General features: G+C 34.7%; 17 protein-coding genes and 3 tRNA genes. 7 read left to right on the top strand and 13 right to left on the bottom strand.

Going from position 1 to position 22,056, the window contains the following annotated elements; all coding sequences use genetic code 11:
* Positions 1–16: 16 nt before the first annotated feature.
* The 5 genes from porL to MTP08_RS12320 all read right to left on the bottom strand — a co-directional run bounded on the left by porL (position 17) and on the right by MTP08_RS12320 (position 6,537).
* A complete protein-coding gene (porL, locus tag MTP08_RS12300) occupies positions 17–712 on the bottom strand; it encodes a type IX secretion system motor protein PorL/GldL (protein ID WP_243576193.1) in 696 nt (231 codons plus the stop codon).
* Positions 713–767: 55 nt separating this feature from the next.
* Positions 768–2,186 (bottom strand): T9SS ring complex lipoprotein PorK/GldK, encoded by a 1,419-nt coding sequence (gene porK, locus MTP08_RS12305; RefSeq protein WP_209388830.1) that lies wholly within the window; start codon positions 2,184–2,186, stop codon positions 768–770.
* Positions 2,187–2,295: 109 nt separating this feature from the next.
* On the bottom strand, positions 2,296–4,149 hold the full coding sequence (glmS, locus tag MTP08_RS12310) for a glutamine--fructose-6-phosphate transaminase (isomerizing) (protein ID WP_243576194.1): 1,854 nt from the start codon (positions 4,147–4,149) through the stop codon (positions 2,296–2,298).
* A gap of 19 nt (positions 4,150–4,168) precedes the next feature.
* Positions 4,169–5,743: a DUF4270 family protein gene (locus MTP08_RS12315; RefSeq protein ID WP_243576195.1), complete on the bottom strand. Its 1,575-nt coding sequence runs from the start codon at positions 5,741–5,743 to the stop codon at positions 4,169–4,171.
* Positions 5,744–5,766: 23 nt separating this feature from the next.
* Positions 5,767–6,537, bottom strand: a complete 771-nt coding sequence (locus MTP08_RS12320; RefSeq protein ID WP_209388827.1) for a glycogen/starch synthase — start codon at positions 6,535–6,537, stop codon at positions 5,767–5,769.
* A gap of 167 nt (positions 6,538–6,704) precedes the next feature.
* On the opposite strand from MTP08_RS12320, the gene panC reads away from it, so the two are divergent.
* On the top strand, positions 6,705–7,553 hold the full coding sequence (panC, locus tag MTP08_RS12325; protein ID WP_243576196.1) for a pantoate--beta-alanine ligase: 849 nt from the start codon (positions 6,705–6,707) through the stop codon (positions 7,551–7,553).
* 85 nt (positions 7,554–7,638) lie between these two features.
* Here the strand turns inward: panC and MTP08_RS12330 are convergent.
* The 3 genes from MTP08_RS12330 to MTP08_RS12340 form a co-directional block, all read right to left on the bottom strand.
* A tRNA-Lys gene (locus tag MTP08_RS12330) sits at positions 7,639–7,711 on the bottom strand.
* 76 nt (positions 7,712–7,787) lie between these two features.
* Positions 7,788–7,870 (bottom strand) — tRNA-Leu (locus MTP08_RS12335).
* Positions 7,871–7,902: 32 nt separating this feature from the next.
* Positions 7,903–7,975, bottom strand: a tRNA-Lys gene (locus MTP08_RS12340).
* A gap of 117 nt (positions 7,976–8,092) precedes the next feature.
* On the opposite strand from MTP08_RS12340, the gene MTP08_RS12345 reads away from it, so the two are divergent.
* A complete protein-coding gene (locus MTP08_RS12345; protein WP_243576197.1) occupies positions 8,093–8,608 on the top strand; it encodes a shikimate kinase in 516 nt (171 codons plus the stop codon).
* A 4-nt stretch (positions 8,609–8,612) separates the two neighbouring features.
* Here the strand turns inward: MTP08_RS12345 and MTP08_RS12350 are convergent, their stop codons facing one another.
* Positions 8,613–9,047, bottom strand: coding sequence for an RNA-binding S4 domain-containing protein (locus MTP08_RS12350; RefSeq protein ID WP_243576198.1), 435 nt, complete (start codon positions 9,045–9,047; stop codon positions 8,613–8,615).
* Positions 9,048–9,101: 54 nt separating this feature from the next.
* Between MTP08_RS12350 and MTP08_RS12355 the strand changes: the two genes are divergently transcribed.
* A complete protein-coding gene (locus MTP08_RS12355) occupies positions 9,102–9,848 on the top strand; it encodes a hypothetical protein (RefSeq protein ID WP_243576199.1) in 747 nt (248 codons plus the stop codon).
* Between the two features lie 71 nt (positions 9,849–9,919).
* On the opposite strand, the gene MTP08_RS12360 is transcribed toward MTP08_RS12355, so the two are convergent.
* Complete coding sequence (locus MTP08_RS12360) at positions 9,920–11,422, bottom strand: FMN-binding glutamate synthase family protein (protein WP_243576200.1); 1,503 nt, start codon at positions 11,420–11,422, stop codon at positions 9,920–9,922.
* A 129-nt stretch (positions 11,423–11,551) separates the two neighbouring features.
* Between MTP08_RS12360 and MTP08_RS12365 the strand changes: the two genes are divergently transcribed.
* Positions 11,552–12,685 carry a transglutaminase-like domain-containing protein gene (locus MTP08_RS12365; protein WP_243576201.1) on the top strand — a complete coding sequence of 378 codons (1,134 nt, stop codon included), beginning with the start codon at positions 11,552–11,554 and terminating at the stop codon, positions 12,683–12,685.
* Between the two features lie 25 nt (positions 12,686–12,710).
* Here the strand turns inward: MTP08_RS12365 and mtaB are convergent, their stop codons facing one another.
* Positions 12,711–14,057 carry a tRNA (N(6)-L-threonylcarbamoyladenosine(37)-C(2))-methylthiotransferase MtaB gene (mtaB, locus tag MTP08_RS12370; RefSeq protein ID WP_243576202.1) on the bottom strand — a complete coding sequence of 449 codons (1,347 nt, stop codon included), beginning with the start codon at positions 14,055–14,057 and terminating at the stop codon, positions 12,711–12,713.
* Positions 14,058–14,222: 165 nt separating this feature from the next.
* Positions 14,223–16,352: a S9 family peptidase gene (locus tag MTP08_RS12375; RefSeq protein ID WP_243576203.1), complete on the bottom strand. Its 2,130-nt coding sequence runs from the start codon at positions 16,350–16,352 to the stop codon at positions 14,223–14,225.
* A 127-nt stretch (positions 16,353–16,479) separates the two neighbouring features.
* On the opposite strand from MTP08_RS12375, the gene MTP08_RS12380 reads away from it, so the two are divergent.
* Positions 16,480–16,953, top strand: coding sequence for a hypothetical protein (locus MTP08_RS12380; protein ID WP_243576204.1), 474 nt, complete (start codon positions 16,480–16,482; stop codon positions 16,951–16,953).
* A 62-nt stretch (positions 16,954–17,015) separates the two neighbouring features.
* Here MTP08_RS12380 and glgP read toward each other — a convergent pair whose 3' ends face one another.
* A complete protein-coding gene (gene glgP / locus MTP08_RS12385; protein WP_243576205.1) occupies positions 17,016–18,674 on the bottom strand; it encodes an alpha-glucan family phosphorylase in 1,659 nt (552 codons plus the stop codon).
* Positions 18,675–18,871: 197 nt separating this feature from the next.
* On the opposite strand from glgP, the gene MTP08_RS12390 reads away from it, so the two are divergent.
* Together MTP08_RS12390 and MTP08_RS12395 are read left to right on the top strand one after the other, a co-directional pair.
* A complete protein-coding gene (locus tag MTP08_RS12390) occupies positions 18,872–19,669 on the top strand; it encodes a hypothetical protein (RefSeq protein WP_243576206.1) in 798 nt (265 codons plus the stop codon).
* A gap of 134 nt (positions 19,670–19,803) precedes the next feature.
* Positions 19,804–21,900: a T9SS type B sorting domain-containing protein gene (locus tag MTP08_RS12395; RefSeq protein WP_243576207.1), complete on the top strand. Its 2,097-nt coding sequence runs from the start codon at positions 19,804–19,806 to the stop codon at positions 21,898–21,900.
* Positions 21,901–22,056 lie beyond the last annotated feature (156 nt).

The raw sequence follows: 22,056 nt of genomic DNA on the forward strand, positions 1-22,056 counted from the left end.
AATTAATGGTTCGGAATTAAGACTTCATAGCAGTTAACATACCTCCATAAACTCTGTTTAAGTTATTTAAGTTAGATGTTAAACCTTGTAATTCTTGGTTAAACTTTTCAGATTGTTCCGCAGATTTTTGCATATCAGCAACATATTGCTTAGCAAAGTCTGCCTGCTTTTGACCATTTTCTAACTGTATAGCATAAAGAGCATTCATACTTTCCATGTGCTGAGCAGCTTTATTTAACTGATCATTATATTTGTGTGTAGAAGCAGAAACATCAACAGTTTGGTTAATTTGATCTACAGAACTAGAAAATTTATCGATACCGCTTCTCAATCTGTCAAATAACTGTACATCAAGTTTAGCATCCTGAAGCATTTTATCCAATTTACTAGAAAGAGAGTTTTCTAACTCTGCAAACTGAGTTGCATTGGCATTTCTTGCACTAACGTTAGAATGTAAAGGGTTAGGGTTTGCATGCTTATCTAACAATTCAGGATAAACATTTTCCCAAGCATAAGACTCTTCTGTTTTAGGAGGGTCGAAAGCAAAGATGATAAAAATAATTGCTTCTGTAACCAATCCTACAGTTAGAGCTATATTCCCGTTAATAGGTCCCAAGGTAATGTGAGTAATTTTAAGCCAAGCTCCAAGAATTACAATTGCAGCACCGAATGAATAAAAGAAGTTCATCCAAGCATCTTTAGTCTTAAACATATAAGTTAGTTTTTTTTAGTTTTAAAATTAATTGAAATAAAATAATTTATCTAGGTTATCTGTTGACTCTTTTAGCTTTAACAGCTGCATCAGAAATATCTTGTACAGTTCTGAAACCGATATAACTTCTAGCAGAATCTTTGTGTTCCCAATCTCTTGCACCAGTCATCAACATATATCCTACATCTTTCCAAGAACCACCTCTTACAGATTTTTTGTTTCCTGATTTATCTTTTACCGCAGGATTAAGAGTTGATGAGAACTGATAATCTGAATTATTGTAAGCAGAAATTGTCCATTCAGCTACGTTTCCTGCCATATCAAATAATCCGAAAGAATTTTTTCTAAATTTCTTAACAGGAGCAGTATAGGTATAAGTTCCTTTCTTTTCATCCTCCATATAACTACCTCTTTTTGGTTTGAAGTTAGCCAAATAACAACCTCTGTCATCCATTAAATAAGGACCTCCCCAAGGATAAGTAGCATTTTCTTTACCTCCTCTAGCTGCATATTCCCACTCAATTTCTGTAGGAAGACGGAATTGCATTGGTCTTTGTTTCTTTCTTTTTAAACTTTCGTTATAATCAGACTTTAATTTAGTTCTAAAATTACAATAAGCTCTAGCCTGATCCCAAGTAACTCCTACAACAGGATAATCTTTATAAGCTTTGTGCCAGAAATACTGTTCGAATAAAGGCTCATTATAAGTAAAGTGGAAATCGTTTACCCAAACGGTTGTATCAGGATAAATTGCAATGCTTTCACTTCTAAGAAAGTTAATACCTCTCTCATTGTCTGCTATTGCAGCATCCATATCTCCCCACTTATAGGTATATTTCAATTTACTAACATCTATAATTCTTTCATTACCTACTCTTGATGAAGCCGGTAAATACATAGATTCTAGAACTTCTGCGTATTCAACATCAGGATATTTTGATGTATTCCAATGCAAAGGAATTTTCCAGTCTAATCTTTTTGAATCGTCATAGCCATCTTTTCCTCCAGAACCTTCTAAATATTCCTGATAAGGTGTTAAATTATCTTCTTTCTTTGCAAGGTAAGCGTAATCACCAATACTGGCACCTCTCCTACCTCCGCTACCATCACCTCCTTCACCTGCAGCTTCTGCAAGCATAGTACGTGCGATAGAATCTCTTACGTAATTAATAAAAACCCTGTATTCTGCGTTGGTAGTTTCTGCCTCATCCATAAAGAAAGGCGCTACCGTTACAGTTTTCAAAGGTGCTTTTTCACCATTGTTGGTAAAGTCCTGATCGGCCATACCCGCAATAAAAGAACCTCCAGGAATTGCTACCATACCATAAGGTCTTTCCGCAACAAATGATTTCGTTTTTTCTCTAGGTATCAATTCTCCCTTTGTTCCTGGTTTTCCTACCGAAGAAGTTCCACCACCTGAACAAGATACCGATGCTACCGACGCAGACACTAATAAAAGAAATATCCTTTTCATGTTAATTTTTATAATTAAGCCGTAAATATATAATTTTTTTAAGAAACTTTTAAGATTTTTTTCAGAATAACGAAAAAAATCTAAACTTATTTTATTTGCAAGTATTTTTTTATTCTACTGTAACCGATTTTGCAAGATTTCTTGGCTGGTCTACATTAGCACCTCTGTACACTGCTATATAATAAGCCAGTAACTGTAAAGGAACTGAAGCAACGATTGGCGAGAAGCATTCTGATGTCTCTGGAATTTCAATAACATAGTCTGCCATTGCACTTACCTGCTGGTCTCCTTTATTTACTACAGCGATTACTTTACCCTTTCTCGCTTTAATCTCCTGAACATTACTTACTATCTTATCATAATGTCCTTTCTTAGGAGCGATGATTACGATAGGCATATTTTCATCAATTAAAGCAATAGGACCGTGCTTCATTTCTGCCGCAGGATAACCTTCTGCATGAATGTAAGAAATCTCTTTCAGCTTAAGTGCACCCTCTAATGCTGCCGGATAATTGTATCCTCTTCCTAAGTATAAGAAATTGGTTGCATTAATAAAATCTTTTGCAATATCCTGAGTAAGCTCATGAGTTAATTCTAAAACTTCTTCTACTCTTTTAGGAATAGCCTCAAGTTCAGATATTAGACTCATAAATTCTGCATTACCTAGATTTCCGTTATGTTTACCTAGTTTTAAAGCTATTAAAGAAAGTATCGTTAGCTGTGCTGTAAACGCTTTTGTAGAAGCCACACCGATTTCGGGACCTGCGTGAGTATAAGAACCTGCATCTGTAATTCTAGCAATTGAAGAATCTACTACATTACAAATACCATAAATAAATGCACCTTTTTCTTTAGCCAGTTTTAAAGCCGCCATAGTATCTGCGGTTTCTCCTGATTGTGAAATCGCAATAACTACATCTTTATCTGTAATAATTGGATTTCTATATCTGAATTCGGAAGCATACTCTACTTCTACAGGAATTCTTGCATATTCTTCGATAAGATATTCTCCAATAAGACCGGCATGCCAAGAAGTTCCGCAAGCAATAATGATAATTCTGTTGGCATTTTTAAATTTCTCTACATGATCCCAGATTCCTGCCATTTTAATTATACCTTCATTTACAATAAGTCTTCCTCTCATTGTATCTTGAATTGATTTTGGCTGCTCAAAAATTTCTTTCAGCATAAAATGCTCATATCCTCCTTTTTCAATCTGTTCTAAATTCAGCTTCAGCTGCTGAATTTCTGGACTAATTTTAGAATTTCCTGCAATTGTTCTGATATCCACACCATCCTGAAGTGAAATCGTAGCCATGTGCCCTTCTTCTAGATAAATAGCTTCTTTTGTAAATTCAACAAAAGGCGAAGCATCTGAAGCGATGAAAAATTCATTTTCTCCAATTCCTATTGCTAATGGAGAACCTAATCTTGCCACAACCAACAAACCAGGATAATCTTCGTGCATTACTGTGATTGCATATGCTCCATACACTTCATTTAAAGCAGATCTCACCGCAGTAGGAAAATCCATACTTTGGTTTACATCCATAAAATACTGAATTAAGTTAACAAGAACCTCAGTATCTGTTTCAGACTTAAATGAAAATCCTTTATCGATAAGCATCGTTTTAATAGTATCATAATTCTCTATGATTCCGTTATGAACAATTGCGAGTTTACCATTATTTGATATATGAGGATGAGAATTTCTGTCACTAGGAACTCCGTGAGTAGCCCAACGAGTGTGTCCCATTCCTACTTTGGAAGTCCCTTTCAGTTGACTTGAAATGCTAACCAAATCATCAACCTTTCCTTTTGTTTTTTCGACTGCAAAAATGCTTTCTGTATTTTCTAAGACAATCCCTGCACTGTCGTAACCTCTATATTCTAATCTTCTAAGACCGTTGATAACAATATCATAAGCATCCTGAAAACCTGTATATCCAACTATTCCACACATAATTTTAGTATCCGTATTATTATTTTGTTCCGTATGTAACTCTTAACTTAATTTTATTTTTATTTGAAGGATCAGAACCTACAAAAACTGCTCTTGGCATTGAAAAAGCTCTGGAAGTATATTTGTACCCCGCTAAACTTCCCGCACTTGTATTTAAGAATTGAGCCAAATCTATTTTGAAATACTTATTTGAATAATCTTTTCCTGATTCTACAATATCTTTAAGAGATTGAGTCACCGTAAAATCGTAATAAGCAGGATTCTTATCTAAATCATACACTCTAAGAGGAACAAAAGTTGGAGCTCCGCTAAGAATTGTATAATCTGTAGTAAAACCAGTAGTTACTTGTCCGCTTGTATCTTTATCTCTCTGTAAAATCGTTAGGATGGTTGGCTTCTGATATTTATTATTCCAAACAGAATCATCTGTATATATTCTGATTTTTGCAGTAATAATAGCTGCTTTGTTCTTTTGATACATATTCTTAAGCGAATCAATTGTAGCTGTTGGGAATTTAACCCCTATAGAGTTTCCTCCCATACCTTGAGCATACAACTTAAGATCACCAGTTGTAGAATTTCCTAAAGCATAAGTATTAATTGCCGCTCCACTTCTATTATATTGATAATAACCTGTATGAACATTAGCACTTCCTAAAGCAAAATTATATTTCGATTGCGGTGTTGTTGTAACACCGTTATCTACTTTCTCATTTTTATAGTACATGATTAGTTCAATATCGTTTGGAGTAAATTGGAATAAATACCCATCATTTTCAACAACAGAAACTCTCAAACCTCTAAAATGTCTGGTAAAGTTTGCAGCATCTCTCAATTCCATCTGACCTTTTTTATCAATAATTTTCTGCTTAAAAAAATCTGCATCAAGACGAATTCTTATTCCTACAGGAGTTCTGAAAATATCTCCATTGTCTGAATCTTTTGTAATTGCAACAGCACTTACATTTCCTGAAATCTCTTTAGAACCTAAAACATTAGACTCGTCTACTGCAAAATTCTTATTAGAATAAACAATATCATTAAATCCATTCATAAACTCCAAAACTTCGTTTACTTTAAGAGTTAATTTCCCCCCGTTCAGTTTGGATTTTCCAAATTTTATCATAGGATAAGTGCTAACTACTTTTTTTGCAGGAATATTTCCGTCCGGATAAACATAGTCGTCATTGGTTGTTGTAGACACAGAATCTATCGCATATGTTGGCTTCACTACCATTACTACAGAATCTACAGTGGGATTAACTCCAAAATCAGGATCATAAGATGGCAATCTAAGCTGAGTAAAGTAAGTAGCTTTCTGCATCCCAAACTGGCTTTCATTAAACGCTCCTAAAACCGCTGTAGAGGATGTCGCAGCATTGGTACCGAAAAGATTTACAAAAGTATTTGCATCTGCTCTTATGGTATCGTTATTACTAATATTATATCCCACGACATCAAACAAAGCTTCCTTTCCATTTGCAGCTCCATCCAAAAAAAGTTGTTCACCTAAAGAATCTGCTTCTGGCTCACAGTTGTAAAGTAATATACTCCCTAAAACCATCATCGAAAGGATGGCGAAAGTTTTTCTCATATTATAAATCATCAAAATGTATATTAATATAGTTTACTGATAGAATCTACGTCAAGATATTCAGATTTAGATGTTGACGTTTCATTGAACGCTTTATCTAATTCACCATTCAAAAACTCATCACCTTTTACGACTTCATCTACATACTCCATACTTTCGATAACAAAACTTTCAAAGCTTGCATTGTCTAACGCTTTTAAACCAGAAATATTATCAAACTGTAATTTTTCAGCCACATTTGAAGCCAATGGAGCATTGTTTTCATTATATAATGAAAGAATTATTTTTGCATCTTTAAAATAAGAATCAGACTGATAATAAGTTTTAAGATAAATAGGGACAAAAGAAGCCATCCAACCATTCAAATGAATAACATCGGGAACCCAGTTTAGCTTTTTAATTGTTTCTATAACGCCGCGTGCAAAGAAAATAGCTCTCTCGTCGTTATCCTCGAAAGCTGCTCCTTCATCATCAAAATAATATTGCTTTCTTTTAAAATATTCTTCATTATCTATAAAGTAAACCTGAAGTCTCTCACCGGGAAGAGAGGCAACCTTTATAATAAGGGGCTGATCGAGATCATTAATAATAATATTCATCCCAGAAAGACGAATAACTTCGTGTAGCTGAAATTTCCTTTCACTAATCTGTCCAAATCTTGGCATAAAAACTCTTACATCATTGCCTTCTTGGTGCATTTTAAGTGCCATTTTGTTTACCACCGCTGCTAAATTTGTATCTTCCTGATAAGGGTACATCTCTGTGGTAATGTACAGTATTTTCTGATTGGGCATATAATTTTTATATAATTTTAAAATATCGCATTAATTTGCAAAATTACGAAAAAACATTCAACATTAGAGTAATTAACATTTTTTTACGACAGTTGTAAACAATAATGTAACAAAGTAAAAATGAATCTCACAATATTTAGTATTTTTGAAATGTTATTATTACAAATATGGAAATTCTAAAAACTAAAAAAACACTTCAGGATTTTATAGAACGACAAAAAGAGATGGGCAAAAGAATTGGTTTCGCTCCAACAATGGGTGCCCTACACAATGGGCATCTTTCCTTGTATAAAGCCGCGAGAGAAGAAAACGACCTGGTTATTTCATCTATCTTCGTAAATCCTACACAATTCAACAACCTCGAAGATCTTGAAAAATATCCCCGTGATACCCAAAAAGACATTTCTATTCTTGAAAAATCCGGATTGGTAGATGCAGTTTACCTTCCGCAAGTAGAAGATATTTATCCTGAAAAAACAGAAAGCAAAAAGTACGATTACGACGGTCTTGAGAACGAAATGGAAGGAAAATCCAGACCGGGTCATTTCGACGGCGTAGGAACTGTGGTTGAAGAGCTTTTCAGACAAGTACAACCTAACAACGCTTATTTTGGCGAAAAGGATTTTCAGCAACTGGCTATCATAAAAAAAATGACAGAAAAAAAGCATCTTCCTGTTACGATAAAAGGCATACCTATTTATAGGGCTGAAAACGGACTTGCTTTGAGCTCCCGCAACCAACGCCTCACGGAGGAAAGAAGAAATGAATCTAAAATTATTTTCGAAACTCTTGAAAAAACAAAAGAATGGTTTAAAAACCTTTCCGTTTCTGAAATTAAGAAAAAGGTAAAAGATGTTTTCGAACACCAAAACAATATGGAATTAGAATATTTCCTTATTGCAGATGAACATACTTTAAAGGAAATCAGCCAGAAAGAAGAAGGGAAATCTTATCGTGCTTTTATCGTAGTAAATGTTGACGATGTAAGACTTATTGATAATATGCATTTAGAATAAAAAAATCAAAGGCTTCCGATGGAAGCCTTTGAACACCAAATCACAAAATATTAATATGAAAAAAATTTACTTTTCAGTAAACTTGTGACCCGGCTGGGATTCGAACCCAGGACCCATACATTAAAAGTGTATTGCTCTACCAGCTGAGCTACCGAGTCGGCCATCAAATTAATTGAGATAAATATAAAAATTTATTTTAATACCACACTCAACCTCTTCAATATTTTTTTGCAGTGCCTGCGACTGGACTCGAACCAGCACATCCTTAGGAAACCACCCCCTCAAGATGGCGTGTCTACCAATTTCACCACGCAGGCAAAAAATCGCAACATATGCGAAATTTCACTTGTGACCCGGCTGGGATTCGAACCCAGGACCCATACATTAAAAGTGTATTGCTCTACCAGCTGAGCTACCGAGTCGGCCACTTTATTATCAAGTTTTTCGTTATAAATAACGTCCCTTGTTTTTAGTGGTGCAAAGATAGGACTTTTTTCATTATCTCAAAACTTTTTCGCAAATTTGTTTAAAATAAATTCATGATAATTTCACTACTCGGATACATGGGGAGCGGCAAATCTCACATTTCCAAAATATTAAGCGATAAAATAAATTTTCAATTAATTGATCTTGATAAGGAGATTTCTCGTCGCTTAAAGCTTACAATTCCTGAAATTTTTGAAAAAAAGGGCGAAATTTACTTTAGAAAGCAAGAGCGGGAGATTTTGGAAGAAATTTTGGCAACACAAGCAAACACTGTACTGAGTCTGGGTGGAGGTACTCCAGCGTATTATAATAATATGGAAATTATTAATAATAGTTCTAAAAGCATTTTTCTGAGAACTTCAATTCCCGTTTTATCAGAAAGATTATTAAAGCAAAAAGAAAAAAGACCTTTAATTGCCAGAATTGCAGACAGCGAACTTCCGGAATTTATTGCCAAACATCTTTTTGAAAGAAATGCTTTTTACAGTAAAGCACAATTCAGTATCACAACAGATGATAAAACACCGGAAAATATCATTTCAGAAATAACAGAAAAGCTCTATCTCTAGAGCTTTAGTTTTCATTATTATCATTATCTGCCTCACCAAAAAAATCGTCCCAATCTGTAAATTCGGAAGAAAGATCATTTCCAACATAATCGTCCATATCCCTTCTGTCTTTCTTGGTAGGTCTGCCTTCGCCACGGATACGGTAATAATCCTGACTGAGCTTTCTCATTTTTAACAGTTCCAGCTGTTCTCTATCTGTTACATCTTTTATATGAAGGGAAACCAGCTTCGCTCCTATTCTGCTTTTAGGAATCTGAATCACCTTAATTTGATAATCAATCTGATTTTTACGGATTTTAATTACATCTCCTTCTTTAACCTCTTTAGAAGATTTCACAACAGATGTTCCTACAGAAACCCGGTTCTTTTTAATTTCTTCTGCAGCGACTGATCTGGTTTTGTAAAAACGAATGCTCCATAAAAATTTATCTATTCTCATATTTTTTTATACTTTTGTCGTTATATTATTTGTAAAGTAATTAAAGTTTTTGAAATGAAAAAAATATTTTTATATATCCTTGCTGGATCTTTGTGTTTTACAGCTTGTAAAAAGGATGATGAAGTGGAAAGATTTGTAGAACCAGATGATATTGCGGTAAGAAATTCTTATGACGAGCAGGCTATTCAGAAATTTATGGATGCCAATTATCTCGACAGTCAGGGAAATGTAAAAGCATTTAGCGCGAGTGATCCTGCTGATGATAATTTCAAAAAACTGTCGGAGCTGAATCCTGTAAAACTTCCTTCCGGAGTTATCTATATAAAAAAAGTTGACGCCCAGCCAAATCCCGGAGTTGCTATTAACACTGATTCTAATTCAAACACAGCAAGTTTAGTTAAGATGATGATAAGAGCAAATTATTATGTTGCCACAGATTTGGACGGAGACGTATCGCTTACTTCTTACGGAGCGTTGGTGAACACCATAGATTCAAACCCAAGTCCTGTTACAGATCCTAAGTTTTATTATGTAAAAAAATCTGTTTTGGATGCTGCTACTACAGATATTGCAAAACAAAGAAGCTATTATGAAATTGAAGGCTTTCAGGAAGGCTTATCTTACTTCACAGGTTTTCAGGGAATGCCAAATGAAGCCAACTACAATCTTCAGGGTGTAATTATTGTTCCATCTAAAGCAGCATTTGCAAGAAATGAAAATTATTACGGACTTAAAAATACTACTTTTGTATTTAATTTCCAAGTTTACAATACACAGGTAAGACCTGCGGATCAACAATAAACAAGCAGTAAATAAATTAAAAAAGTGCATCAATTAATATTGGTGCACTTTTTTTTAGATTTGAATTAAAGTTATTTCACATTCCCTAAGATATCTGGGAAATATTTATCAGAAAGATGTTCAAACTCATCACCTCTCATAAACATGGACGCATCTATTTCTTCATAGCTGTCTCTTCCTGCAGCAGCAATGAGTTCATTACAAGTATGCAGTGTATTCTTATGGAAATGATAAACCCTTTCGGCTTTATCGGTAACATCAAGTCCTTTTATCAGCATTTTATCTTGTGTTGCCACTCCAGTCGGGCATTTGTTATTATTACACCTCAACGCCTGAATACATCCCAATGCAAACATAAATCCTCTCGCATTATTACACGCATCAGCTCCCATAGCTACCGCTCTTAAAATATCTAAACTTGTAAGCACTTTTCCGCTTGCTATAATTTTTACTCGTTCTCGGATGCTGTAATTTTTCAAAGTTCGGTTTACAAATATTAAAGCAGGTTCTAAAGGCATTCCTACTCCGTCTGAAAATTCTGGTGGTGCAGCTCCTGTTCCGCCTTCGGCTCCGTCTACGGTTATGAAATCAGGATAAATTTTCAAAACATTCATCTGAACACAAATGTCTTCAAATTCTTTGGTATCGCCAATACACAATTTGAAACCTACTGGTTTTCCTTCGGATAATACTCTTAATTCCTGTACAAAATGCAATAAACCTACTGCATTAGAAAAAGCAGAATGAGATGGAGGTGACAAAATAGTTTCTCCCGGTTTTACGTGGCGTATTTTTGCAATTTCCGGGGTATTTTTAACTCCCGGCAAAACCCCTCCATGCCCAGGTTTAGCTCCTTGAGATAATTTAATTTCAATCATCTTAACATTCGGAAGCGATGCATATTTAGCAAATAATTCTGGATTAAATTTCCCTTCTTCATCCCTACATCCAAAATATCCCGTACCAATTTGCCAGCAAAGATCTCCCCCTTCCAAATGATATGGAGAAATACCCCCTTCACCGGTATTATGATAAAAATTACCTTTTTTAGCTCCTCTGTTCAAAGAAATCTGAGCACGATCACTCAATGCACCAAAACTCATTGCAGAAATATTAAACAATGAGGCATGATAAGGCTTACTGCACTGTTCTCCGCCAATCCAAACTCTAGGCAATTCTTCTTTCGGACTTTTAGCATAAATAGAATGTTTTATACCCTCATATTTTCTATGATTAACTTCCAGCTGAGTTCCGAAAGGTACTGTATCGCTAAGATTTTTGGAGCGTCTGTATGCTGCAGATCTTTGATTTCGAGGAAAAGGCTTACCATCTGTTTCTCTTTCGATAAAATACTGCTGCATTTCCGGAGAAATATTTTCGAAAAAATATCTAAAATATCCTAATACTGGAAAATTTCTTAAAATGGCATGTTTACTCTGAGTGATATTATAAACTCCCAGAAAGTAAATCGCTGTAAGAAGTATAGGAATCCAGTAATGGGCTTTTATTAATAAAGCAGTCACCCATGTACACAGGAGCAAAACAACTCCCCACAACAAAAATTTATTTCTCATTCTTTCATTATTTTAACCTCAAATATAAAGAATGAAAACGAGAAGAAAAATTAAATAAAAAAACAAGAAGAAATGAAACATTTTAGCCTACTTTGTTGTCTTAAAAATAAACCCTAAAATAATACTGCTATGAAAAAGAAAATATTTACGTTCTTAGGAATCTGCATTTTGGGACAGGGCATTTTGTTTTCACAGAAAAAACTACCTGTAATTAAAGCAAATTCTATAAGTGTAGACATAAAAGACGGAAACACACTCAAAAAAAATGCATGGAATATTGTTCCGGAAGAAAAGTTGGATGTGTACACAACTTCCTCCAAAAAAGTAACTTTCTACACAGATATAGATTCTATATCCTTTAAAATTGATCCGAAAAAGGAATATAATTTTATTATTTTGCTGAAAGGTAAAGATTCTGCAAGAACACAAATAAAATACGTCCCTTCCCGATTGGAAATTTTAAAAGGTGGCGAGAAATATAATTTTTCAGACCAAAGATTGGTTCCAAAATTCACTTATCAGTCTAAAGAGAATGAAGACTTAAAAAAAATAAGAAAAGAACTACGATTAGATTCTATTGCCGGAAAAGGAAATGAATTGTCTCAAATTTTCAATTTAATGCATTGGGTACACAACTTAGTTCGGCACGATGGAAGCAGCAATAATCCTACATTAAAAAATGCGGTGGATTTAATAAAAGTCTGTAAAGCCGAAAATCGTGGCGTAAACTGTAGAATGCTCGCTACAATTCTAAACGAATGCTATCTTTCTATGGGCATAAAATCCCGCTACATAACCTGTATGCCTAAAGAAACCAATTTTGATGACTGTCACGTTATTAATATGGTGTACAGCAAAGATTTGAAAAAATGGATTTGGATTGACCCTACTTTCGATGCCTATGTTATGAACGAGCACGGAGATCTTTTAAGCATTCAGGAAGTAAGAGAAAGACTTACGAAAGGACTTCCGTTAGTTTTGAATGCGGATGCTAACTGGAACCGAGAATATTTACAAACAAAACAAGACTATCTGGAAAACTATATGGCAAAAAATCTATACAGAATGCAAACTCCATTGGAAAGCGAATACAATACAGAAACCTGGAAAGAAGGAAAAAAAGTAACGTATGTTGAACTGCTTCCGTTAGATGGAATTGAACAAACTCCACAAAAGAAACAAGAAACTAATACCGAAACCGGAGTTAGTTTTACATATTACAAAACCAATAATCCAGATTTATTTTGGACGATTCCCGAATAAATACAAATAAGAAACAGTAATTTCACTAAACTTTCTCCAGGAAGTTTTCATAAGAATTCAGCACAGAAACAGTACCATCGGATTCAATCTTATCAAGTTTTAAGAATTCGATGGTATTAACCGATTTGGCATCAAAATCTTTCTGTACTCTCACATAATTTTCTGTAAAGCCAAACATTTTCCCCTCTTTATTTTCATGTTCCCAAAGGACAGGAAGCGTATTTCCGAGTTGCGTTTGGTAAAACGCCATTTTTTTCTTTTCAGATAAAATTCTCAGCATTTTGTTCCGCTTTTTTCTTTCAGAAATAGGTACAATATCTCCCATATCTGCAGCTTCTGTATTTTCTCTTTCGGAGTAGGTAAAAACATGCAGATAAGTAATTGGCAACTCATTCAGGAAATTATATGTTTCTAAAAATTTCTCTTCTGTTTCTCCCGGAAAACCTACAATTACATCTACCCCAATTGCTGCATGAGGCATTACTTCACGAATTTTTGCCACTCTGTCGCTGTACAGTTTTGTGAGATAACGTCGTTTCATTTTTTTAAGCAAATCATCACTTCCCGACTGCAAAGGAATATGAAAATGCGGAACGAAACTTTTACTTTTAGAAACCAGTTCGATACTTTCGTCTTTCAGAAGATTAGGTTCAATAGAAGAAATACGGATTCTCTCGATTCCTTCCACCTGATCCAGTTCTGAAATTAAATCTAAGAAAGTATGTTCATGTCTTTTATTGCCAAATTCACCTTTTCCGTAATCTCCGATATTTACACCGGTTAAAACAATTTCTTTTATTCCTTTTCCGGCAATTTCTCTGGCATTTTGAAGTACATTTTCAATGGTATCAGAACGAGAAATCCCTCTGGCTAAAGGAATAGTACAATAAGTACATTTGTAATCGCAACCGTCCTGAACTTTAAGAAACGCCCGGGTTCTATCTCCTATAGAATAGCTTCCGATAAAGAAATCTGTTTCTTCAATCTCGCAAGAATGTACAATACCTTCATTTCGAGATTTCTGAAGATCATCAAGATAACTTAAAATATTGAATTTTTCTTTGGCTCCCAAAACCAAATCTACCCCTTCAATTTGCGATATTTCTTCTGGTTTCAGCTGTGCATAGCATCCAACAATCACCACCAAACCTTCAGAATTGGCTTTCATGGCTCTTTTCACATGAAGTTTGCACTCTCGGTCTGCATTTTCTGTAACCGAACAGGTGTTGATTACATACACATCAGCTTTATCATCAAAACTTACCTTACTGTACCCTGCATCTGTTAATTGACGGGCAATCGTAGAGGTTTCTGCAAAATTGAGTTTGCAGCCAAGGGTATGATATGCGGCAGTTTTTTGAATTGTTGACATTTTTTTGAAGCTGAATTTTATGGGTGCAAAGATAATCAATTTAAGATGAATATGTACAGACCCCAATTTCAGTATATTGTAAAGGCATTTGAAGATGCTTAAAAAAACAAATAAGCCGCTTCGGAAGAATGAAGCAGCTTATTGCTGATATATTTTAAATTTGTTTTAAAGATTATTCAAGATAAAATCTGTCATTTTCTGGTAAAGTTGCGGTCTGGTCTGTCCTCCGTAAATCCCGTGGTTTTTATCCGGATACGCCATGAAATCGAACTGTTTTTTATTTTGAATTAAAGCTTCCGAAAACTCCATAGAATTTTGAAAATGCACATTATCATCCGCAGTTCCATGAATGAGCAGAAACTTACCTTTCAGTAATTTGGCGTGCGTTGTCGGAGAATTATCATCGTATCCTGCAGGATTTTCTTGCGGAGTGAGCAAAAACCTTTCGGTATATACAGAATCGTAATACCTCCAGTTCGTTACAGGTGCAACTGCTATTCCCATTTTAAACACATCTGCTCCTTTCGTCATTGCAAGACTTGCCATATATCCGCCAAAACTCCATCCGAAAATTCCTATTCTGCTTTTATCAATATAACTTTGATTTCCTAACCATTTAGCTGCTGTTATCTGATCTTCAATCTCATATTTTCCAAGGTTTTTATAGGTAACTTTTTTAAATTTAGCGCCTTTATAGCCAGTTCCTCTTCCATCGACACACGCAATTACATAACCTTTCTGAGCCAACATTTCAAACCAAATTGCGTTGCCGTTATCCCAAGAATTAGCCACTTGCTGCGATCCCGGTCCGGAATATTGATACATGAAGAGCGGATATTTTTTCTTAGGATCAAAATTTTTAGGTTTTATAATCCATGCATTCATCTGATCTCCCGCAGCATTGGGAATTGTGATAAATTCTTTTTCAGAAAAATTATCAGAATGAAGTTTTTTAAGCTGTTCATCATTATTCTGAAGCTCCTTCATTACCTTTCCATTTCCGTCTTTCAATACAAAAGTATAGGGTTTTGAAGCGGTAGAAGAAGTTTCGATAAAGTAATTGTAATTTTTACTGAAATTCGCAGAATTATTTCCTTCCGCATTAGAAACCAACTGAGATTTTCCGTTTTCTATATTGATTTTTGAAACCACTTTATTAATACTCCCTTTTTCTGTCGTCTGAACGTAAATTTCTTTAGATTTTGGATTAAATCCGTAGTAATCGGTAACTTCCCAATTTCCTTTTGTTACCTGTTTTTTCAGTTTCCCGTCTTTATCATACCAATACAGATGGCGGAAACCGTCTCTCTCTGAAGCCCAAAGAAAAGAATTATCCTCCAAAAACTCTAAGGTTACATTATCTGTATCAATCCATTGGTTGTCGGTTTCTGTAAAAAGTTTTGTTACGGCTCCGGTTTTGGTATTTACTTTTAAAACATCCGAAGCATTTTGTGTTCTCTGCGAAGTGATGAGAACCATTTCGTCTGAAGCGGAAGTCTGAATAACATTCGGAATGTAATAATTCTTAAAATTATCAAGATTAATCTTACCTATACTGCCTTTTCCTAAACTGAAAATATATGCAGAAACCAACGAATTTTTTTCACCAGCTTTAGGATATTTATACCTCATCTCGGATGGATAAAGCGACTTTCCGTAGATGGGAATGTAAATTTCGGGTACTTCTTTTTCATTAGATTTCACAAAAACAATAGCATCCGAATTTTTTGTCCATTCGTATAATCTTGCATGCCCAAACTCTTCTTCATACACCCAGTCTGCCAAACCGTTCAGAATTTCATTCTTTTTTCCATCCTTTGTAATTGGAGTGATATTGCCTGATGATAAATCCTGATAAAACAAATTATTGTCTGTAATGAAAGCTACTTTTGTCGCGTCTGGAGAAAATCTAGGTTCCTGAATTGGTTTTCCTTCATTCAGAGTGATGGTTTTTCCTGTTTTAAGGTCTTTCACATCGAATATTCCTAAAAAAGAGTGTCTGTAAATAGGCTGACTGTCTTTTAGTAAAAGAATTTTAGATTCATCATCAGAAAACTCATAACTTTCAAAATTCCCATCAACAAGATTACCTTCCTTTTGAGAAGTTTTATAAGAATACTTGGCAATTCCGCCCTGTTCTATTACCAGATAGCTTTCGCCGTTTTTCATAGAGGTAATTCCGGCAATTCCTTTTCCTCGGTAATATCCCGAATATATTTTATCCAAAGTAATTTCCTGGGCATTAAAATTCTGAAATAAAGCCACAAGACTAAGTGTAAGAATAAGTTTTTTCATTGTAATAAATCCTGAATTTCAAAGATAAACATTTTATTTTCTCAAGGTGAACTAGGAACTTACCGTTTTGGCAAAAAAATTGAATAGTTATTCTATATTAATGCTTACATCCTTAAAACCAATAATTATGGAAACAAAAGACAATGAAAGAAAATTAAACCGCTACGATCTTGAAGACAAAACTGTTTTTACCGGTTTTTCTGATTTTAATGATGCTGAAAATTATGCCCAAACTGAAGGTGGAAAATTAGTAGAAGTAGCCTTTAAAGACGGTAATGATAACCCCGTAATTAGCAATGAAGCCGGACTGATAGAAAAAAGACTACATTATTTTGTAGATGCAGGTCCTGAATACAAATTCATTCACTCGTCTGACGAAGGATTTAGACAATATGCCGATGAATTACAGAAAATAAAGGCAAAACTTGAACAGTCTCCTCCAGATGAAAGATACATCGCAAGTTTTGAAATTGAAAATGCTGAAGATCCTATTATCGTACTGAAAAACGATGCTTTCGAATCGGTAACTTCCCGAGAAAGATCTAAATATCTAAAAAGTGCAAACGTTTATGAAATTGGTGTTACGGTGCCAAAATCTTAATCATAAAAAAATCGGTTTGACATTCCTCAAACCGATTTTTATTAATTAATTCCTGCTTTATTTTAATGATTATAAAGCACAGCATAATATTCTTCTGCCATTCTATCGCTGTTGAAGTATTCTTTTACATCTTTCATAGAATTATGCTGAATTTTTCTCCACTGGTCTGGCTGATCATAGTAAATAGGAAGAATTTCATTTTCCAGAATATCGTATAATGTATTCAGGTCATAATTATCCTGTTCATAAATACTCATATTCAGATAATCTGCTTTAGGAACAACAAAAGCATTTTCGCCATGTTTTGCAAATTCAGGAATCCAGCCATCGTCGGTAGATAAGTTCACCGATCCATTCATTGCAGCCGTCATTCCCGAAGTTCCCGAAGCCTCTCGCGGAACCCTCGGATTATTTAACCAAACATCTGAACCCTGTTTTAAAGATTTGCTTAAAGCAAGTTCGTAGCCGGTAAGAACAGCCATATTTTTATGATTATTACTTTCTTCAACTAAAGTATTAAATGTAGAAATTGAAGAATAATCCATCGGATATGGTTTTCCTGCCCAAATAATCTGCACCGGATATTTAGGGTTATTCAGCAATTTTCTGAATCTTTCTTTATCTTGCAACAGCAAATTTGCTCTTTTATAGCCTGCAAATCTTCTTGCCCAAACTATGGTAAAAATATTAGGGTTGAATAAATTCCCTGTCTGATCTGCCACAATCTTAAACAATCTTTTTTTGAGCAGTTTTTTACGATAATCAAAAATGGTATCGTTATTTTCATCTTTAGCAATGTAAAGCTCTTTATCTGCCCAATATTTAAATTCCTGAGCATTGGTAATAGACTTTATTTCGCAAATACCTTTATACTTGCTCCACATCGCTCTGGATACTTCTCCATGCAACTGAGAAACTCCGTTTGCAATTCTTGCCATTTTTAAAGCACAAAGAGAATGGTTGAACATTTCTCCATCCGATCCTTCAAGATTTTTAACTTCCTCCATACTGAATCCTGAGAAATAAGACATATCGTAACACAGTTTCAGATTATGTTTTTCATTTCCAGCTTCTTCTGGAGTATGTGTGGTAAAAACGAGCTTCTGCTTTACTTTTCTAAGATCACCTTCGTATTTTTTCAGGAGATAAAATGCTGCAGGAAGCCCATGAGCTTCATTAAGATGATAAACATCTCTTTCTATATTCATCTCGTCCAAAAGCTTTGCACCTCCTTTTCCCAGCAAAATATACTGTGCAAGCTTAGTAGATTCATTGGCATCATATAACCTGTGACAGATTGTTTTCGAAACATGGTCATTCTCCGGAACATCTGTAGAAAGAAAGAACATTGGTGCTGTATTGAAAATTTCAGGATCCAGATACCAAACCTTCACCCAAACCGGAGCACTGTGAATTTCTATCTGAAACTTTATCCCCGTATCTTCCAGAAAGCTGTACATTTTTTTTGTCCAGACCGGTTGCAAAGTCTGATCGTGGTTTCTTGCCTGATCGTAATATCCAAACTTCCACAAAATACCGATTCCTATAAGATCTTGGTTAAGATTATAAGCACTTCTCATGTGAGAACCTGCAAGAAAGCCCAATCCGCCAGAATAGATTTTCAGAACCTGCTCCAAAGCAAATTCCATAGAAAAATAAGCAACTTTTGTAGAAAATTTTGGGTTGATATGATAAGGTATTGTATAGTTTTTAAAATCCATAAATCATTTGTTTGTGCTAAAAAGAAACAAAGGTATTGAATAAGAAAATAAACTAAGTATTAATTATTTGATAAATTATTTTTAAAAAAATTAATGAATAATAATTTTTACTACCTTTAAATGTAAATTTTTGATAATCAAAAACTTCAAAACAATTTCAACATCGGGTAAGTATTCATTTCTTTAAATACAATATCATGAAAAGAGCATTTTCGGAGGAAGATTTGGTAAAAAATCTCAGTTTGTATTATCTCAACAGACATTTAAAAAAGAAACCTATAGAAAAATATCACCGTACGATAGACGAATCTCCTCTTCACCAACGCGAAAAGTATAAAAAGAAAACAGAAATTCTTCTGCTTAATTCTTTCATGCATCATTTCCCGGAAATCACTTTTGAAAATCTCACTTGCGAAAGTCCCGATTTTATCGCCAAATGCAATGGTAAAAAGATAGGAATAGAACTTACTGAAGTGATTAATCATCTTGAAATGAAAAAAATGGAAAGTAATCTGAATAAGATTTTCCGCCAGGCGGAAATATTACTGGAACAAGAAAACGCTGCGAAATATCGTGGCGTTTATTTTTTGGAATTTCACGAGCATATTGCTATTGATAATCTAGAAAAACAGCAGGAAATTATTCTTAACATCTATAAAAGCATTAAAAAAGAAAAACCTGTTGGAGTTGTGAAAAATTTGAGAAAATCTTCTCACCGCAGAAATGTTTTTATCACCCACGAATACAATATGAATCTTTTTGATGAGCTATGTTCCGAAAAAATTGTAGAACTTATTAAAAAGAAGAATGAAAAATTTCCTTTTTACGATAATTCTGTGGACGAATGTTGGCTAGTAATTGTTTCGGATATGAACTCTATTGCATCCAGATACACGTTTATCCAAGATCAGCAACATCTTGAATCGGTTAAAAGTCCGTTTCATAAAATTCTTCACCTCGAAAATCTTTATGGAAATATTACAAGTATTAAATAAAATCTAGATTATTATATAGAATAAGCAAATAATAGAATTATTCCTTATCATATTTGGATTATTATTTTAAATATAGTAATTTTTAAATAAATTTATTTAAATTTGATACACTTTAACCTTAATACCAATAAGATATGAGAAAAATTCTATTAGCTACTCTTTTCTGCATTTCATCTTTATTGTACTCTCAGGCAGACTGCTCTACCGCTTTGTCGGTATGTGGTAACTCCACCATTACATATAGCCCCACAGGTATAGGCAATGTGAACGAATCTTTGGGAGGATGTCTTAGCAGCGGAGAACACAATTCTATCTGGTATAAAATTACAATTGCAACCAGTGGAACTTTAACTTTTGATTTGGTACCTACCAACTCTGATGCGGATTATGATTGGGCAATCTACGGACCCAATTCAACATGCGGATCTCTTGGAACTCCCATTCGCTGTAATGCAGCAACTGTTGTGGGCGTGGGTGCTTCAACAGGTCTGAATATGACAAGCACCATAACGAGTGCTGCCGGAGGTTCATTAACTCCGTACTGTCAATACCTGAATGTAACGGCTGGCGAAACTTATTATTTATATATTGATAACTGGGTGGGAGCCGGTAGTTCTACCACAGCACCTTTTTCGCTTACTTGGGGCGGAACAGCTACTTTATCTTCACCATTTACCAATTCTAGCATTCAACCAAATCCTTTTGTTCCTCCAGGATCTCCGGCTGCGAACCCGAATGATCCTAGAGAAATTCTTATCTGTGTGAGCCCGGCAACATTTGATTTCAGCACACTTTCTGCGGGAATTCTGAATTCAAATCCTAATTTCACAGTATCTTATCACAATTCTCAAAATGATGCATTAACAGGATCAAACCCTCTTACAGGAAATCAAACCGTAAATACAACTACTACTTATTATTACAGTATTCATTATCAGGATCCTGCGAACCCAAATAATCCTTTGAATTCATGCCGACAAATTGGAGCTTTCAAGTTTAAGCAAGGAAATATTGTTGCCAATGATGTCACTATGTATGCATGTAACAATAATTACAGCGGACAGGGATTATACAACCTCACCACTGCAGGTGTATTTTCGGGAAGTAATGTGGTGATAAAATATTTTCCTACTATGAATGATCTGAATGCAGGTACTTCTCAGATTAGCAATCCTACACAGTATGTCTCTGGTCCCGGAACTGTGTATGCATTGGTTACCACTTCAGAAGGCTGTTCAGATTCTGCGGCAATAACTTTAAGTTTTTATTCTGGTTTTTCCGTTAAGGACGCTACATTAAAGGTATGTACTTTTAATTCTGTTATAAAAACTGGAGTATTTGATCTTTCTACAGCGAATGTTTCCTCGCAATCAGGATTAACAAAAGAATATTACCCTTCTGTAACCGATGCTATTAACGAAACCAATAAAATTACTGCTTATCAGAATTATGTATCTCCCAACGGATATGTTTTTGTAAAAGTAACAGATGCAAATGCTTGTTATAAAATTGCTAAAATAAATTTGGAAGTAATTCCTCCAGTTTATTCTACTGTCTTGAAAGATAAAACAATTTGTTTTGAAGACAAAACAACTCTGGATGCCGGATCTGGATTCAGCGAGTACGAATGGAGCACCGGAGCCACTACACAAACCATTTCTAATGTAGGAGTAGGTACTTATTGGGTAAAACTTAAAACCGGAGACTGTATTGCTATTCAGAATGTAAGAGTTTATGCAGCCAAAAGCCCTGTAATTACCAGTGTGAACATCTCTAACACAACTGTTACCATCAATGTAAACGGAGGAACTGCACCATACAAATATTCTATGGACAATGTTTCTTGGCAAGATTCTAATGTTTTCTCTAATCTGAAAAGAGGAGATCATAAAATCTTTGTAAAAGACCAATACAATTGTAATCCTATTGAAATTTCGATTGTTGTTCCTAATATCATTAATGTAATTACTCCCAATGGTGACGGATATAATGATGCTATAGATTATTCTGCATTAGCCAATAAACAGAATCTTGTTTTTGATGTGTATGACAGATATGGAAATATGATCTTCCATGCCGACAAGTTCAATAATTACAAATGGGAAGGAACTTCCGGAAACAAAAAAGTTCCTACCGGAAATTACTGGTATTCTATTACTTGGAATGAAAATGACAAAAAAAATACCCAAATGAAATATTCCGGATGGGTAATGGTAAAAAACAGAGAATAATTGGAATATAAGATTATGAAAAACCGCCTGTGGGCGGTTTTTCTGTTTTAGAATGCTTTTTCGAGAAAAAAACACTATCCATTCAGCTCTGTTCCGCAAAACTACTTTACTAATGTCTTTAGCCCTGATTGCAGCGGCATCCTTTTTTGTGGCAGG

Source organism: Chryseobacterium oryzae (genome assembly GCF_022811665.1).
GTDB lineage: Bacteria > Bacteroidota > Bacteroidia > Flavobacteriales > Weeksellaceae > Chryseobacterium > Chryseobacterium oryzae.

Coding starts and splice junctions, on each gene's coding strand:
- MTP08_RS12355 (WP_243576199.1), top strand. CDS start 9,102: ATGAAAAAAATATTTTTATATATCCTTGCTGGATCTTTGTGTTTTACA.
- MTP08_RS12360 (WP_243576200.1), bottom strand. CDS start 11,422: ATGAGAAATAAATTTTTGTTGTGGGGAGTTGTTTTGCTCCTGTGTACA.
- MTP08_RS12350 (WP_243576198.1), bottom strand. CDS start 9,047: ATGAGAATAGATAAATTTTTATGGAGCATTCGTTTTTACAAAACCAGA.
- glgP (WP_243576205.1), bottom strand. CDS start 18,674: ATGGATTTTAAAAACTATACAATACCTTATCATATCAACCCAAAATTT.
- MTP08_RS12365 (WP_243576201.1), top strand. CDS start 11,552: ATGAAAAAGAAAATATTTACGTTCTTAGGAATCTGCATTTTGGGACAG.
- MTP08_RS12390 (WP_243576206.1), top strand. CDS start 18,872: ATGAAAAGAGCATTTTCGGAGGAAGATTTGGTAAAAAATCTCAGTTTG.
- porL (WP_243576193.1), bottom strand. CDS start 712: ATGTTTAAGACTAAAGATGCTTGGATGAACTTCTTTTATTCATTCGGT.
- MTP08_RS12380 (WP_243576204.1), top strand. CDS start 16,480: ATGGAAACAAAAGACAATGAAAGAAAATTAAACCGCTACGATCTTGAA.
- MTP08_RS12315 (WP_243576195.1), bottom strand. CDS start 5,743: ATGAGAAAAACTTTCGCCATCCTTTCGATGATGGTTTTAGGGAGTATA.
- MTP08_RS12395 (WP_243576207.1), top strand. CDS start 19,804: ATGAGAAAAATTCTATTAGCTACTCTTTTCTGCATTTCATCTTTATTG.
- mtaB (WP_243576202.1), bottom strand. CDS start 14,057: ATGTCAACAATTCAAAAAACTGCCGCATATCATACCCTTGGCTGCAAA.
- MTP08_RS12345 (WP_243576197.1), top strand. CDS start 8,093: ATGATAATTTCACTACTCGGATACATGGGGAGCGGCAAATCTCACATT.
- porK (WP_209388830.1), bottom strand. CDS start 2,186: ATGAAAAGGATATTTCTTTTATTAGTGTCTGCGTCGGTAGCATCGGTA.
- panC (WP_243576196.1), top strand. CDS start 6,705: ATGGAAATTCTAAAAACTAAAAAAACACTTCAGGATTTTATAGAACGA.
- MTP08_RS12320 (WP_209388827.1), bottom strand. CDS start 6,537: ATGCCCAATCAGAAAATACTGTACATTACCACAGAGATGTACCCTTAT.
- glmS (WP_243576194.1), bottom strand. CDS start 4,149: ATGTGTGGAATAGTTGGATATACAGGTTTTCAGGATGCTTATGATATT.
- MTP08_RS12375 (WP_243576203.1), bottom strand. CDS start 16,352: ATGAAAAAACTTATTCTTACACTTAGTCTTGTGGCTTTATTTCAGAAT.